The organism is Salmonella sp. SSDFZ69, assembly GCF_004010755.1.
GTDB classification, from domain to species: Bacteria; Pseudomonadota; Gammaproteobacteria; order Enterobacterales; family Enterobacteriaceae; genus Salmonella; species Salmonella enterica.
In genome coordinates, this window is sequence record NZ_CP034831.1 from 1133870 (window position 1) to 1149599 (window position 15730).

General features: G+C 54.3%; 9 protein-coding genes, 1 other RNA gene and 1 pseudogene. 3 read left to right on the forward strand and 8 right to left on the reverse strand.

Annotated elements, in window-relative coordinates; genetic code table 11:
- Positions 1-26: 26 nt before the first annotated feature.
- The 4 genes from EOS98_RS05675 to hin all read right to left on the reverse strand — a co-directional run bounded on the left by EOS98_RS05675 (position 27) and on the right by hin (position 7767).
- Entirely contained in the window at positions 27-1271 is a 1245-nt protein-coding gene (locus tag EOS98_RS05675) for an esterase family protein (protein ID WP_126523897.1), read from the reverse strand.
- 109 nt (positions 1272-1380) lie between these two features.
- Positions 1381-5037, reverse strand: coding sequence for a salmochelin/enterobactin export ABC transporter IroC (gene iroC, locus EOS98_RS05680; RefSeq protein WP_126523898.1), 3657 nt, complete (start codon positions 5035-5037; stop codon positions 1381-1383).
- An 80-nt stretch (positions 5038-5117) separates the two neighbouring features.
- Positions 5118-6233: a salmochelin biosynthesis C-glycosyltransferase IroB gene (gene iroB / locus EOS98_RS05685; RefSeq protein ID WP_126523899.1), complete on the reverse strand. Its 1116-nt coding sequence runs from the start codon at positions 6231-6233 to the stop codon at positions 5118-5120.
- A 961-nt stretch (positions 6234-7194) separates the two neighbouring features.
- Complete coding sequence (hin, locus tag EOS98_RS05695; protein ID WP_000190920.1) at positions 7195-7767, reverse strand: flagellar phase variation DNA invertase Hin; 573 nt, start codon at positions 7765-7767, stop codon at positions 7195-7197.
- Between the two features lie 91 nt (positions 7768-7858).
- Between hin and EOS98_RS05700 the strand changes: the two genes are divergently transcribed.
- From EOS98_RS05700 to EOS98_RS24785, 3 genes and pseudogenes are all read left to right on the forward strand, one after another.
- On the forward strand, positions 7859-9361 hold the full coding sequence (locus EOS98_RS05700) for a FliC/FljB family flagellin (RefSeq protein WP_023258319.1): 1503 nt from the start codon (positions 7859-7861) through the stop codon (positions 9359-9361).
- Positions 9362-9428: 67 nt separating this feature from the next.
- The gene (fljA, locus tag EOS98_RS05705; protein WP_000388871.1) at positions 9429-9968 is read left to right on the forward strand and encodes a phase 1 flagellin gene repressor FljA; all 540 of its coding nucleotides are present in this window, start codon (positions 9429-9431) and stop codon (positions 9966-9968) included.
- Between the two features lie 27 nt (positions 9969-9995).
- Positions 9996-10218, forward strand: a pseudogene (locus EOS98_RS24785) (helix-turn-helix domain-containing protein); the annotation flags it as partial.
- 274 nt (positions 10219-10492) lie between these two features.
- Here the strand turns inward: EOS98_RS24785 and ssrA are convergent.
- The 4 genes from ssrA to EOS98_RS05735 all read right to left on the reverse strand — a co-directional run bounded on the left by ssrA (position 10493) and on the right by EOS98_RS05735 (position 15684).
- Positions 10493-10855, reverse strand: a transfer-messenger RNA (tmRNA) gene (gene ssrA / locus EOS98_RS05720).
- Positions 10856-10926: 71 nt separating this feature from the next.
- On the reverse strand, positions 10927-12090 hold the full coding sequence (locus tag EOS98_RS05725) for an HlyD family type I secretion periplasmic adaptor subunit (RefSeq protein WP_072101394.1): 1164 nt from the start codon (positions 12088-12090) through the stop codon (positions 10927-10929).
- Positions 12091-12097: 7 nt separating this feature from the next.
- Positions 12098-14278, reverse strand: coding sequence for a type I secretion system permease/ATPase (locus tag EOS98_RS05730; RefSeq protein WP_126523901.1), 2181 nt, complete (start codon positions 14276-14278; stop codon positions 12098-12100).
- On the reverse strand, positions 14275-15684 hold the full coding sequence (locus EOS98_RS05735; protein ID WP_080210469.1) for a TolC family outer membrane protein: 1410 nt from the start codon (positions 15682-15684) through the stop codon (positions 14275-14277). The genes EOS98_RS05730 and EOS98_RS05735 overlap by 4 nt, the downstream gene beginning before the upstream one ends.
- Positions 15685-15730 lie beyond the last annotated feature (46 nt).

Sequence of the window (15730 nt, forward strand, 5' to 3'; positions counted from 1 at the left end):
GTGATTCCTTTTTGGCAGGTGAAGTTTTATCGGGGCAGTAGACGTAATCCGTCAATCAGCGCGCCGCGCCACCAGGCATAATCGTGACCGCCGGTGTACACGCTGCAATGGCTTTCAACGCCGGCGGCGCGCAATTTTTCATGCAACTGTTTGACCTGCGGGACCGTCGAACCTTCCAGCGATCCCACGCACAGATGCGTACGTACGGCTGGCGAGGGCGCGGATAACACATGTTCGCTGACCCATGAGCGCTCTTCTGCGCTGAAATGGGGCGGGCGATTGCGGTTGTCCGGCGTCCACCACATTGAGGGGGAGTGGCTCAGCACCAGGCCGAAGCTCTCTGGCGCGTGGCGGGCCGCCATCAGCGCGGTCACGCCGCCGAGGCTTTGCCCTGCTAGCACCGTTTGTGTACGGTCCGCCCACTGTCGTTCCGGGTATTTGGCGCGAAGGGTTGGCAGCAGGCGTTCGGCAATGTCGAGCACCAGCTCGCGGCGACCGCCGAGGATTGCGACGCGTTCACGCGCATTGATATTATCAACGCCGAGTACGGCCACCGGCGCGATGCGTCCGCTGCGGATGGCGGCGTCAATGGCGGCGCTTACCCCAAGATGGTCGAACCAGATCTCGCCATCCGTGAGTACCAGCAAGCCCAGCGGTTGTTCGACAGGAACGTCAGGAAGATACAGCCGCACACGGCGACGTTGTCCGGCGAGCCGATGTTCTGAGGTGAAAAGCTGCCCGGCGTAAGCGCGACAGCCTGACCACTCCTCCTGTGCCGGGGCATGATCCAACGCCAGAACGGACTCCTGCGCATTGCCCCGAACATTTATTCCCGGCGTGCTGTTCAGCGGGTCCGCCTTCCCGACAAGGGGGGCGAAACGGCTTCCAAGCTGCAACACCGTCTCGTCCGGGGTTTCCGGTGGTATTTCGACCATCGTATAGGAACCGCAGTAGGACGCCGGTAAGCGAAGCGTCAGATGCCAGATATCCGTTGTGGGCAGTTGCGTCATCATACCTTTCGCCACGTTATCTTTATCGGTGACACGGTTCAGGCGAACATAAACCCCCCGCAGAGGAGAGGCGGCACGCCACAGGAAGGTGACTTCCCGTTCATCGTCTGCGCCGTTAATGGCTGTCACCAGCGGCAGCGCGAGCGAGTTTACTTCTCGCCAGAAGTGAGAAGCGTCAACCTGTCTTCCGGCGGCGAGTTGGCGGCGAAGGCGCGTAGCGGTCTGTATAGCGACAGGAGCGACGGGCGGGCTCAGTCTCATTCTTTGTATTCCATCTCGTTTATATTTCGGTCAGTATCAATAGCTAAAGCGGCTGTTACAGGAACAGCCGCTTGCGGGCTTTCTTTTGCGTAAATCGTGGCGATAAAAACTATCCTACGACCTCTCCTTGCGTATCGCGTGTCTGGCCGACGCTGGCCCGCCACAGACGAGCATACAGGCCATGAGCCGCTATCAACTGCTCATGGCTGCCATATTCAGCGATACATCCTTTATCGATTACGACAATAACATCGCAGCGGCGAGCGGTGGTCAGTCGGTGCGCGACGATAAGCGCGATGCGTTTCTCGGTATGCGTCACTCCGGTAAGCGAGGTTATTAAGCGCTCCTCGGCGCTGCGGTCGATACGTGCTGTCGCCTCGTCGAGCAGCAGAATGTGCGCCTGCGCCAGTTGGGCGCGGGCGAGGGCAATCAACTGACGCTGGCCCGCGGACAGATCCGTGCCGCCGTTATTGACCGGAGTACGAAACCCCAGCGGCAGATGTTGCACAGTTTCAAAGAGTCCCGCCTGTCGCGCCGCGATCTCCACCTCCGTGTCGCTGCTGTCTGGCCGTGAATAGCGGATATTTTCGGCAATATCGCCGCTAAATAATGCGACATCCTGAGTGACCAGCCCCGTCTGGCGACGATAATCACTAAGCGACGCGGCATCAATTAGGCGCTCACCGACACGGATTTGCCCGCTGCCGGGAGAGTAGAGCCCGGCCAGCAGCTTGATCAGCGTCGATTTGCCGGCGCCGCTACGTCCGACCACCGCGACTACCGTTCCTGGCGGAATGGTGAGCGAGAGATTATCAAGCACAGGTTGCGTTTTTTCGGGATAGCGGAATGTCAATGCCTCCAGACGTAGCGCGCCGCCAGTGCCAGGCGTTATGGAGGACGGTTCAATATTCTCCGTTTCCTCAGTCGCCAATAGCGCATTGATATGTTTGCCGCTGGCGGTCGCCTGCTGCCAGGAATCAACAATGCCTGACAACTGCTGTACCGGGCCATAAAATTGTCCCAATAGCAGGAAGAACGCCGCCAGTATCCCGGGCGTCATTTCGCCTTCGGCGACCCGGGTCGCTCCGATTAAAAGCACGGCGGCATAGGCAGCCTCGGTGCAGAAGGTCAGGAACGGAAAATAGACAGCAAGGTATTTTTGCGCCCGCACGCGGGTGGCGCGGAAGTTGTCTGATAACGCCCGTAGCCTGGCGGCTTCCTGCTTCTGTTGACCGTGTGACTGCACTACCCGCATACCGGAGACCTTTTCCTGAAGCGTACTGTTCACCTTACCAATTTCCAGCCGTGCCTGGGCGTAAGCAGGCGAGCTCAAACGGCGGTAAATCCACGTCGCCAGTATCACTACAGGTACGGCGCTTAATGCCGTTAACGCAAGAATGGGGTCAAGCCAGAACATTGCCGCGGCGATAGCGACCATCGTCACGATGCTGGTGGCCGCGCTGGCAAGACCGTTTTGCAGAAATCGGGCGAGTGAATCAACGTCGACGGTCATGCGAGTAAGACGCGAGTCGATGTGCTTCTCGTGCCAGGGAAGACTCAGGCGTAGCAGGTGGCTGAAGCTGCGTAAGCGTACCGTATGCTGTACCGACTCTGCCGCGCGGGCGGCGAAGATCGTTTGCAGCGCATAGCAGCACCAACCGATCGCCACCAGGCACAGCGCGAGCAGGGCGCATATGCCAATAGTCGACATATCCCCTGCGGCAACGCCTGAGTCAATACCGCGCTGCAAAAGCACCAGCACGCCAACGCCTGCGGCGGAATCAAGCGCGATAAGCAGGGCGGCGATGACGAACATCCAGGCTACTGGCGTCAGCAGCGATGAGACTTGACGCCCGTGGCCTGCCAGCGCCATCTGTACGGCGCGTTCCGGAACGCGCGTCATCCGGTCGACAAAACCTTTTCCGGCGGTTGTCTGGCGCTCATGCGCGTCGTCGGATTTTACCGCCTGCGTTGTTGGCCATAGCGTACGTTGTTCTGCCGGGGCAAGGGCGAGAAAATCCCCCTCGCCGCTCATCAGCGAGCGAAACGTCGGACACCTTGCATCCAGCTCCGCCTGGGTACCGATATCCACGACGCGGCCTTTATCCAGCACGACGATCCGATCGGCTAACTGCAGTGTTGAACGGCGGCGTGCAATCACCAGCAGCATATGCTCATTATCGGCATAACGACCAAGAGCCGTGTTAATTTCCGCTTCAGTACCGGCATCGACCGCCGAGGTGGTGTCATCGAGAATCAGCAGTTCCGGCGCGGTAATCAGTGCCCGGGCTAGCGCAATACGCTGGCGTTGGCCGCCGGAGAGGTTGCTTCCGCGTTCGGTCAGTCGGGTGTTGAACCCCTGCGGTAGCGCATTGATGAACCCGCTGGCGCCTGCGGCATCGGCGGCGCGTCGAATGTCGTCCTGAGTCGCTTGCGGGTGCCCATAGGCGATGTTTTCCGCCACCGTACCGGCAAACAGAAACGCGTCTTCAAAAACTACGCCAACGCGACGACGAAGCGCCGTCAGTTTCAGGTCGCGAATATTCTGTTGACCCGTAGTGGTGTTGAGCCATACTCCGCCGGAGGTGGGATCGTAAAAGCGCGCCAGCAACATCAGCAATGTTGATTTTCCGGAGCCGGATGCGCCAACCACCGCCACGGTTTCACCGGCGTGAATGGAAAACGAGATCTCATTGAGGATACGGTTACCGTTGTCGTAGTGGAAACTCATCTTCTCCACGTCCAGCCCGATAATCTGACCCTCAACCGACTCAGTACCGTCTTCCATGCGAGAACGCGTGTCGATAAGCGCGAAGACGCGCTCCACCGACGCCTGTGTGCGCTGTGCGATAACCAAAAACGATGCCAGTACGCGGGTGGGGCCGGTCAACATAGCGAGAAAACTCGCGAACGCAACGAAGGTTCCCAGATCGATGCGCCCGTTCATCACCGACCAGCCGCCATAGCACAGCAGGACGATTTGCCCTATCACCGGTAGCGCCAGCATGGTTGCGCCCGGCATCGCCTGCGAGATAGCGGCGCCGATGCGTACCCGCACCATCTGCCGCGACTGACCATCGAGCCAACGCGTTTCGCGTAACTCCGCCACGCAGGACTTCACCACTGAGATCTGTTCCAATACTTCGCGCATATGCTCCGTCATGTGCGCCAGCCGGTCTGAGGCAAGCCCCGTTTGCGCGAAAACACGGCGGCGGGCGCGCAGGGCGGTAATAGCAAGGGCGGCCAGTACGCAAATCACGATAAGCGTCATGGATGGCGACATCCATAGCATCACCGCGATACCGGCCACATAGTAAGTGAGCACCGCCAGCGGCACCGGACACATCTGTAGCAAGGTGTGTACCTGTTGAAGATCGCTGTTGGTACGCGAAATGACCTGCCCGGTACGCAAGGCGTCCTGGCCTGCGCCGTCCAGTTTTTGAATACTATCGAACGCACGGCTACGTAACGTATGCTGAACCCACAGCGAGAGTTCCCCGGCATAGCCGCGGCGCACGTAATTCCCGATAAAATCAAAAAGGGCAATTAACAGCAGGCCGCAGGCAAGTAACGGCAGGTGGGTTGTATCGCCTGCTATCGCGTCATTGACGGCCTGACGCGTTATTAGCGGCGTCAGCGCAGCCAGTAAAATGGTCGATACTGATGCTACGATGACAATGATGCTCAGTTTTTTACGTTCCCAACACACGCGGGCAAGGCGAACTATCCAGGCACGAGCGGGCATGGGGGAATGAGTCGCGGGCATTAAGCCTCCTTATCGGTGAAAGATGAGATATGGCGACACACGCTGGGTTCAGCCGCCATATTGTCATTGCGCTGCCGCGGTTAGCCGTGTTGCAGCATGGCGATCAGTTTTTTTGCCACCTCGGTCGGGCAAGGCTGGGCCGCCATTTCCGCCGCGACCTCCTGCGACGCCTCGCGAAGCGCGTGATTACCGAGGAAGGTATTGATCATGCTGCTCGTAAGTCCGCTCTTACCGGGAATAATTCCGCATCCGCGCTCGACCACGGCGCGGGCATTGACGGGTCTGTCGGCACCCTGACCAAAGACTATCTGCGGAATGCCGGCATGTAGCGCCGTCAGGGTGTTGCCTGCGCCGCCATGGTGGATAAAACCGTCGGCGCCGTTAAGGAAAACGCCCATCGGAAGCCAGTCGACCAGACGGACATTCGGCGGCAGTGAACGTAAATCCGAGCGGGCGTTTGCCGGAAGATGCAGGATGATTTCGGCATCTACTTCGCCGGCAGAATCCATTACCCAGGAAATCAGATCCAGGCCATCCACCATCGGTTTGACGGTGCCGAGGCTGACCAGAAGACGCTTGCGATCAGGTGTACGTTCCCACCATTCTTCCCAGACGGCGCCGCCGTTATACGGGACGTATTGCATGGAGATAACCGGCTCTCCGTCATTTTGCAGTATGCTCATGCTGGGCGGTGTGACGTCTATCCACGCCAGATCTCTTGGTGGCGCGCTGACCCCATGGCGGCGGTAGGCGTCAGAAAGTGATTTCGTCACGCCTTTGATGTGCCTGGGCGTATGACCGAAGCCGACGGTTTGCATCACTACCGGAATGTCATACTTAGCGGCAATCAGTGGTCCAACGACCCCAAGAGGAGGGTAGACGATGAGATCTGGCCGCCACTGCCCGGCGAACGCGACCAGCGGGTCAGTCATCTCTTCGCTGAAGAATGAGAAGTTCCCCATTTTTGTTCCAATGTTATTTTCTTTTCGCAATGCCTCCTGACGGCGATAACCCGCTTCCGAATCGAAACCAGGCGCAGCATCAAATACCACCAACCCAGCTTCGGCTGCTTTCTGTGCAAATTTTCCACCGCTTGCAATCAGCACTTCATGGCCATTAACACGAAACGCTTGCGCCAGGGACAGCACAGGGTATAGCAGTCCATACAGTGGTGGACCGACAAACAGAATACGCATGAGAAATCCTCTCTCTCCACGTCATACATCGAACAAGTCGTTAATGAGAATGATAATAATTACCAATATCATTTGGAAAATGCAATAACTAATACGACACTTGATCATGTGATGATTTTTTGCGTAAAAATCGGGAAAGAGGAGAGCGTTAAGCGGTGAAGTTTGGTTTCAGACTTATTTACGTGCGTATGGTCGCGAAGGCAAAGCGCCAGGATTGGGGAACTGGATTCGCATACCAGACGCCCGTGGATTATTAATGATAACTTCGCACATAACCTTTCAGACAATGAGGTAAACGTACCGACAACAAGGTAACGGGAAGCGTAGGTAGTAGTATTGATAACGCGTTGCCGGGCAATTTAACGGTGTCCGGCGGCGGATCGTGTTCTGTGCAGACTTTCCGGCGTTAAATCCCGTATCACCTGCGAGCCTGGACTATCTCTGTGGTATCAACTCTGTAGTAATTTTGTCCCCTTCGTCTTCATTAACCAATGAAACCAGCTTTAACGTCACCGTTCGAATGTTGCGAACGAACAGCTCCTTATGCGGATATCGTCACCGCTCTGCGATTTTTATAGCGCATCAGCCACACGATTTATTGGTTCTTGAAAACCAAGGTTTTTGATAACCAATGTTATGCCAGGCTTACCTGTGTCATCCAGGTTATCGACACTTGAGGCATAAACTTTACTACTTTTTCCGTCTGTAATTGCTTACACCTAACGTTTTGATTAAAAAGCCTTTCTATGTGAACGCAGTATCTGCTAGTGTTTTGAGCGATATCGTCTATAGCTGGATGTAACATAGGCCTTATCGTGAGCGCGCTACACTATATATGTTAATGCGTTGAATTTTTTCTCTTTTTAATTAGATGCTGTCTTTTTTGTATACCCTTCCGGTTTATTTATGCCATACGCCTGTATTACAAAAACGTTATATCCATCCTGTTGTAATTTTTATTTTAATTCATTCGTTTTTTTATGCGGCTTGCCGGAAAATATCTGTATAAGGTAGATACGCCAATACCAAAAATAATAGCTAGTTGCTGCCGAGGATGGCCTTTCTCTAATAGCCGGCTAATCTGTTCCTGTTCATGTCTATTGATCGCCCGAGGGCGCCCTCCCAGTCGTCCTTGCGCTCTGGCGGCAGCCAGTCCGGCAAGGGTTCGCTCGACAATTAATTCTCGCTCCATCTCGGCCAGTGCTGACATTACATGAAAAAAGAATCGCCCCATCGCGCTACTGGTATCAATACTATCGGTTAAAGAATGGAAGTGAGCTCCACGTTCATGTAATTCTGATATTAACGCCACCAGATTTTTCACGCTACGGCCCAGTCTGTCTAATTTCCAGACGACAAGAGTATCGCCTTTATTTACATACTTTAACGCCCGTTTCAGGCCGGGGCGGTTTGCAATCTTGCCACTGATACGGTCCTCAAAAATGCGGTCACAATTTGCACTAGTAAGCGCATTACGCTGTAAATCGATATTTTGGTCAATTGTTGACACCCGAATATACCCAATAGTAGCCATGATTTTCTCCTTTACATCAGATAAGGAAGAATTTTAGTCGCTTTTCTCATGGAGGATTGCTTTATCAAAAACCTTCCAAAAGGAAAATTTTATGGCACAAGTAATCAACACTAACAGTCTGTCGCTGCTGACCCAGAATAACCTGAACAAATCCCAGTCCGCACTGGGCACCGCTATCGAGCGTCTGTCTTCCGGTCTGCGTATCAACAGCGCGAAAGACGATGCGGCAGGTCAGGCGATTGCTAACCGTTTCACCGCGAACATTAAAGGTCTGACTCAGGCTTCCCGTAACGCTAACGACGGTATCTCCATTGCGCAGACCACTGAAGGCGCGCTGAACGAAATCAACAACAACCTGCAGCGTGTGCGTGAACTGGCGGTTCAGTCTGCTAACAGCACCAACTCCCAGTCTGACCTCGACTCCATCCAGGCTGAAATCACCCAGCGCCTGAACGAAATCGACCGTGTATCCGGCCAGACTCAGTTCAACGGCGTGAAAGTCCTGGCGCAGGACAACACCCTGACCATCCAGGTTGGTGCCAACGACGGTGAAACTATCGATATCGATCTGAAGCAGATCAACTCTCAGACCCTGGGCCTGGATACGCTGAATGTGCAGAAAAAATATGATGTGAAGAGCGAAGCAGTTAAAAGCGGCGGTGGGGCAACCCTCAATACTGCTGGTCTTAATGATACAGCTCTTAAAGCGGGTGTTGGTGGTGCAACAAACGGTACTGCTGCAATTAAGGATGGTAAAGTCTTCTTCGATGCAACTGATAATAAATATTTTATTGAAGTAGAAGGTTTAACCGCTGGCGACGCTACTAAAAATGGTGTTTATGAAGTTAGTGTTGCAGATGATGGCACTGTTACAATGCCGGCAACCACGAAAGTGGCAGGAGGCATGCCAGCCACGGCGACGGCAGTAACCGAAACGCAGCCAAAACCTGTAGCTCTCAGTACAGCAGTTAAAGATCAGTTGACCGACAGTGGTATTAGTGCTGCTGATGCTGCAAAAGGTCAATTAGTTACGATGTCTTATACGGATAAAAACGGTAAGACTATTGATGGCGGTTTCGGTGTTAAAGTTGGGGCTAATATTTATGCTGCAACAAAAAATAAAGATGGATCGTTCAGCATTAACACCACTGAATATACCGATAAAGGCGGCAACACTAAAACTGCACTGAACCAACTGGGTGGCGCAGACGGTAAAACCGAAGTTGTTACTATCGACGGTAAAACCTACAATGCCAGCAAAGCCGCTGGGCACAACTTCAAAGCACAGCCAGAGCTGGCGGAAGCGGCTGCTACAACCACTGAAAACCCGCTGCAGAAAATTGATGCCGCGCTGGCGCAGGTGGATGCGCTGCGTTCTGACCTGGGTGCGGTTCAGAACCGTTTCAACTCCGCTATCACCAACCTGGGCAACACCGTAAATAACCTGTCTTCTGCCCGTAGCCGTATCGAAGATTCCGACTACGCGACCGAAGTCTCCAACATGTCTCGCGCGCAGATTCTGCAGCAGGCCGGTACTTCCGTTCTGGCGCAGGCTAACCAGGTCCCGCAGAACGTGCTGTCTCTGTTACGTTAATTTATTTTGTTTTATTCAGCCCCGTGAATCCGGGGCTTTTTCATTCAGCATAGATGAATATATCTTTATGGAATGTATAGCTGTAAATGATATTTCCTACGGGCGAGAGGCTGAAATATGGCCGCGGGATTATTCTATGCTTGCTCGTCGAGTTCAATTTCTACGTTTTAATGATATCCCTGTTCGATTGGTGAGTAATAATGCCCGGATAATCACAGGCTACATTGCGAAGTTTAATCCGAAGGAAAATTTGATTCTGGCTTCGGATAAACCTAAAGGAAATAAGCGCATTGAAGTTAAACTAGAGTCTCTGGCAATTCTTGAAGAATTATCAGGTAATGACGCTTTTAATCTTTCGCTGGTGCCGGCTGACGGATTTAATCTTCAGCAATATACTCCATCAAGAAGAGATTATTTCTCGATTTGCAATAAGTGCTATAAACAGGGAGTCGGTATCAAAATCTATATGAAGTATGGACAGGTTTTGACTGGCAAAACGACAGGCGTAAATGCGTGTCAGGTTGGTGTGAGGACATCCAATGGCAATCATATGCAAGTTATGTTTGACTGGGTGAGCAGGATCACGTCTTCGGATTATGCTGAATAACGCATACGGTAACAAAAAATTCCGTGAGAAAATATTGCTCCTGGAGGAACAGAGACCATTCGACAGCGCATAGATAGTTTCGCCGCTGCTCGTGCCACTACGGCCAGGACGCTTAAAGCAGCTGACAGAAAAGAATTGATCATTAAAGCTTCGCAAAGAAGGTCTGCTGAATCTTCGCAAATCTATGGATACCGTAGCCCAACATCCTGGCGTCTCACGGGCAACTGCTTATCTTTATGCTCGACAGTCTGACTGCGAGCTTTGCCCCAGCCAGGCAGGACTCTCAGTGAGTGTTCTATTTTCTTTGACTCTCGTATTCCAATTCTTTCGGGAGTTATTGGTGAGACTTTTGGCGTTTTGCCCTGTCACCCATCGCGCAGCCGCTTTACCCACCGCGTCATTTGACTCCAGTGTCCGTAAGGTTCTCTGCAATCCTCACCAGGCGGCAATGGACGTAAAAAAGCCCGCAGAGCTTGTGCTATACGGGCTTAGTAGACTTTACTGAACTTCAGTACATCAATATTTGGTGGAGCTGGCGGGAGTTGAACCCGCGTCCGAAATTCCTACATCCTCGGTACTACATGCTTAGTCTGTCTTTACATTCGCCTGGCACCTGCGGACGGACACGCCACTACCAGACTAGCCTGATTCGTTTTAACGCTTCAACCCCAGGCAGGGCATCCGCGCGATCTCTTTTGGGTTTGACCTCTCTTGATCCCCGTCCTAAGAGCGGAGGCTAGGGAGAGAGGGCTCTAAGCAGGTTATTAAGCTGCTAAAGCGTAGTTTTCGTCGTTTGCGACTATTTTTTTGCGGCTTTTTACGAGGCCAACCGCCCCTCGGCATGCACCTTGGGTTTCGCAAATCCCGTCGAATCCAGAATCAGCCCCAATGTGTAAGGTAAGTATAACAGACTTGTGACACGCGTGACCAGCCCCCGTATCTTCTTATCTTCAACGATTTACCGCTCGCGCAGCGCTTCTTTCGCGCGATTAAACGGTTTGATTAAATAGTCGACAATGGTTTTTTCACCGGTTTTGATATCTACCGTGGCGATCATGCCTGGAACAATCGAAAAACGGCGTCCTGATTTATTTTGTAGATAGTCCTGGTGGGTGCGGATAAACACGCGATAGTAGAAAATTTCCGGTTTCACTTTATCCTGAATGGTGTCCGGTGAAATGGTCTCCACCACGCCGTCAAGCCCGCCGTAAATGGCGTAATCGTAAGCAGTAATTTTAACCAATGCGCGTTGGCCGGGATGAATAAAGGCGATATCACGCGGCGAAAGGCGGGTTTCAATCAGCAGACGATCGTCTACCGGCACTATCTCCATCATCTCGCCGTTAGGCGGGATCACGCCGCCAATCGTCGTGACCTGGATATTTTTAACAATGCCGCGTACCGGCGAACGCACGGTGAGGCGGGTGACGGAATCCTCGCGTCCTTTTAAAATGGCGGAGAGCATATCGACCTCAGCGTTCGCTTTCGATAACGCTTCGCGTGCCTGCACATAATATTGTGAGCGCAGATCGGTAATTTTTAAGCCTAAATCGCTTTTTTGTCGTTGCAGGCGTAGCACTTCAACATGACTGGCCGCGCCGCTTTTCTCCAGCCGCTGGGTAATGGTCAGCTCTTTATTAACCGACGCCAGCGCATCCCGTAGCTCGGCTTCGGTATCGGCCAGCTGCGCGCGGCGGCTTTTATAGAGACGCGTCTCTGCGGCAATCAGATCCGGCCAGCCGTTCAGCTCAGCGGGGAAGGCGAGAGGTAAGTCGCTGACTTCCGCGGTTAACCGTGCGCTGGAGGCGAGTGAAGCGCGATATTTTGCCGCACTTTCACCAACACTGGACGCCAGACGCGTCGGATCAAGCCGGGCGACAATCTGGTTAGCCTGAACTCTGTCGCCTTCCCGCACCGTCAACTGCGCCAGAATGCCGCCATCCAGCGACTGCAGAACCTGTTCGCGTGAACTGGGGATCACTTTCCCGTTGCCGGTGGAAACCTCATCCAGTCGGCCAAACCACGCCCAGATGCCGAGAATGAGAAATAACAGTGAGCAGATCAGAACAATACGACCCGCGCCGGAAAACGCCCGTTCACGCTGAATATCGGGATCGTCCATCGCGGCATCATGCTGATTGATTTTCATTTTTCCACTCCCGACGGTGACTTTGCATCCGATCCGCGTTAAGCGCCTGCGCTTTTGGCGCATCCATCACCAGTTGTCCTTCTTTCAGGACAACGACACGCTCAACCAGCTCCAGTATTGGTACCCGGTGCGTCGCGACGACCAGGGTTCGATTGCCAAGCCACTGATGTAACCGCTGAATAAACTCTCGTTCCGTATGCTCGTCCAGCGAGGCGCTGGGTTCGTCAAGTAGCACAATATTGGGGGAGCGCAGCAGCATTCTCGCCAGCAACAGGGACTGACGCTGCCCGCCGGACAGGCCGTTACCACCCTCCATAATGGGATGATCCAACCCTTTTGCCAGCCGCCTGACGAAGACGGCGCCGCCGCTGACTTCGAGCGCGTCAAAAATCTGTTCATCGTTGGCGTGCGGCGCGCCGAGCGTCAGGTTCTCTCGTAGGGTGCCGAAGAAAAGCCGCGCGTTCTGGCTAAGAAAGCCGATGTTGCGGCGTAAATCCGCCATATCGATGTGCGACAAGCTGAGATTATCAAGCCGGGCATCTCCCTGAATCATCTCCAGGCCGCCCGCCATCGCCTGTAAAAGTGTGGATTTACCCGCGCCGTTACGCCCCAGTATCGCAATCCGCTCGCCTGGCATGATCTCCAGACGTACGAGGCGCAACGGTATGCGTTGATCGTCGTTATGGTAACGAAACTGAGCGTTTTCAAAGAGGTAATGCCCGTGGAGGATGTCGCGGTGTATCAGGCTATCGTCATGCTGTGTCTCGGTGGGCAGTTGCATAATGTTGTCGAGACCCATCTTCGCCGCTTTCACCTGCTGCCAGCGCGCCAGCACGCCGCACAGGTTAGCCATTGGCGCGATCATCCGCGAGCCGAGCATCGACGCGGCGACCACGGCGCCGGTAGTCATACTGCCTTCAATGACCATCGGCGCGCCAAACATAATCACTGCGGCATACACCAGACTTTGTACCGACATCCCCCAACTGATAAGCCCTTGCGTGAGTTTGCGGGTGCGTAGACCCGACTCGCCGGTAATACGGATATAGCTATTCCACTGCTGAAGAAAGCGGTTCTCCGCCTGCATCAGTTTAATATCTTCCAGCCCCTGAACGCTTTCGACCAAGACTGCATTGCGTAGCGTCGCTTCGTGGGCGGCCTGGTTGGCGAGGACAGCCAGTTTTTTTTGCAGTGCGACGCCCGGCAGGATCATCAGCAGAGCCGCCACGGGCGCTATCCATGCCAGCGGTGGGGCAATAATCGCCAGGACTATCATAAACAGGAAAAAGAAAGGCAGATCGACAATGGTCGCCAGCGTTGAAGAGGTAATCATCTCGCGGATCTGCTCCAGTTCGCGTAACTGCGAGATAAAACTGCCGGTGGAACGGGGGATAGCGCTGTTGCGCAGCCTTAACGCATGACCGAATACCCGATCGGAAATGCGCATATCGGCGCGTTTACCGAGCACGTCCATAATGTGCGTACGCGCTTCACGCAGCAGAAAACCGAACAGCACCGCTACCAGCACGCCGAAGGAGAGCACGTACAGGGTAGGATATGACTGAGCGGGGATCACCCGATCGTAAACCTGCATAGAGAACACAATCCCGGCCAGCGACAGCACGTTAATCAGAAAGGCGGCGACCATTACCGGTAAATAAGGGCGAATATCCTGCAGAACCAGCTCGCGCATCCAGTCGGGTTTAAAGCGGGAGATATAGCGATCGACGCGGCTATCCTTGAGTGCCGATAGCGGGCGTAGCGCGGCAACATAGAGGATCTCCGGCAATAACTCGCTGAGCGTCAGGCGGTTACGCTGACCCTCTTCTTCAATCACAAAAACGTCTACCGCATCTTCGCCATTAACATGCTCGATGACCAATAACTGCCCGTCCCGGAGCTCGACAACCAACGGCAATCGCCACTGACTAAATGCCGTTTTGTCTATGTCCGGCGCATGAAAGGATAAACCCGCCTGCCGCGCGAGCTGCGTTAAGGCGGTCGTTCTGCTTTTACCCCTAAACCACGGGGCGTTGGCCTGAATTGAACCGGGAGAACAGGCAATGCGATAATGACCGGCGACATAGCTGATGGCCTGCGCCCATTGGCTTAGCGCGCGCTCACTGAGTATCTCTTCTACATCGGGGGCGGCGCGGGTCATGGCTGGATCTCCACGGATTGAATGCTGCGATGATTTAACGCGAACGCCTGACGAAGCGCGCCGGTGTTATACAGACAGTTCAGTTGCAACTGATGCAACTGGCTTTCCGTTTGCAGTTCGGCAAAACGCGCCTGGTAAACTTCCTGCTCCGCATTAAGCACGTCGAGCAGCGGGCGGGAACCGAGGTCAAGGTATTGCTGCTGATACAGTTCGCGCGTGCGTTCGCTAAGCTGCTGTTGCCGACGAAGGATTTGTAACGCGCTGGCAAGACTCATTGCCTGGCTGCGCGCCTCCATCAGTTTCTGGCGGACATCAAGCCGGGTGCGCTGAATGGTCGACTGAGCCGCGTCTACCGCATGGCTGGCGGCGTTGCGTCGGGCAGTCAGCCCTCCGCCCTGGTAAAGCGGCATCTCAACTTTCACCCAGGTGGAATACTGGGTTTTATCCAGCACTTCATGACTGGGATATTTATCATTAAGATAATGTTGTACAGAAGGTTCGAGCGAAATCGTCGGCGTCATTTGCGCGCTGGCATAGTCCAGATTCGCCCGCGCAACGTTGGCCTGCGCCCAGGCGGCCAGTACCGCGGGCACCAGTCGATCGTCGGGAGTCGCCGTCTCACAGCTGCGAGCGAGTTTCGCCGGGAAGTCATTATTGATGCCGTTAAGCGAATTCCAGCCCAGCCAGCTCATCAGTGAGGCTTTCGCACTATCGAGATTGGCCTGATACTGCGCCAGTTGCGAGCGGGCGGATTCGATTCTGGCTTCGGTTTGCACCACGTCAGATAGCGACGTAGCGCCTTCATCGCTGCGCTGCCGGATAAGTTTACCGATGCCGTCCAGCGCGACGAGCTGTTCTTCCGCCGCGTCTACCATTTGCTGCCAGCTCTGCGTTTGTACAATGGCGTTGGCGGTTTCGTGCGCGACGGTATCAATACTGAGCAACACATTGGCCTGTTGCTGCGCTGCGCCTGCGGTTTCGGCGCGAACCTGGCTTGCCACTTTGCCGAAGTCATAAAGCATTTGCGATACCGACAGCACCAGCGAGGGGCTATACCCGTGATCGGTGTAGGTATTGCTGTACCCATTGTTCACGCCAGCGCTGACTTGCGGATAATATTTCGATTTGGCGACCTCTATTTGTTCATTCTGTGCGAGCAGTTTGCCGACGGCTTCGCGAATAGAAGGATGCCAGTTAACGGCGCGATTGACCGCGTCATTGAGCGTCAGGTTGCCCGGCGCGGCGGCGCTGAGCGGCAACTCAGCGGCGGAGCCATCCAGCGAAGGAAGCATCTGGTCCGTTGCTAATCCTTCGGATGTAATCATTGGCGGCGCTTCTGCGCCCCGGGGCTGGTGATGAAACAAAGCAAATGCCAGTACGATGGCGACAGGCGCGACTCTTCCCATAGTTTATCCCTTTTAAATATCACCGCTTGTTGCCCCGAACGTCGTG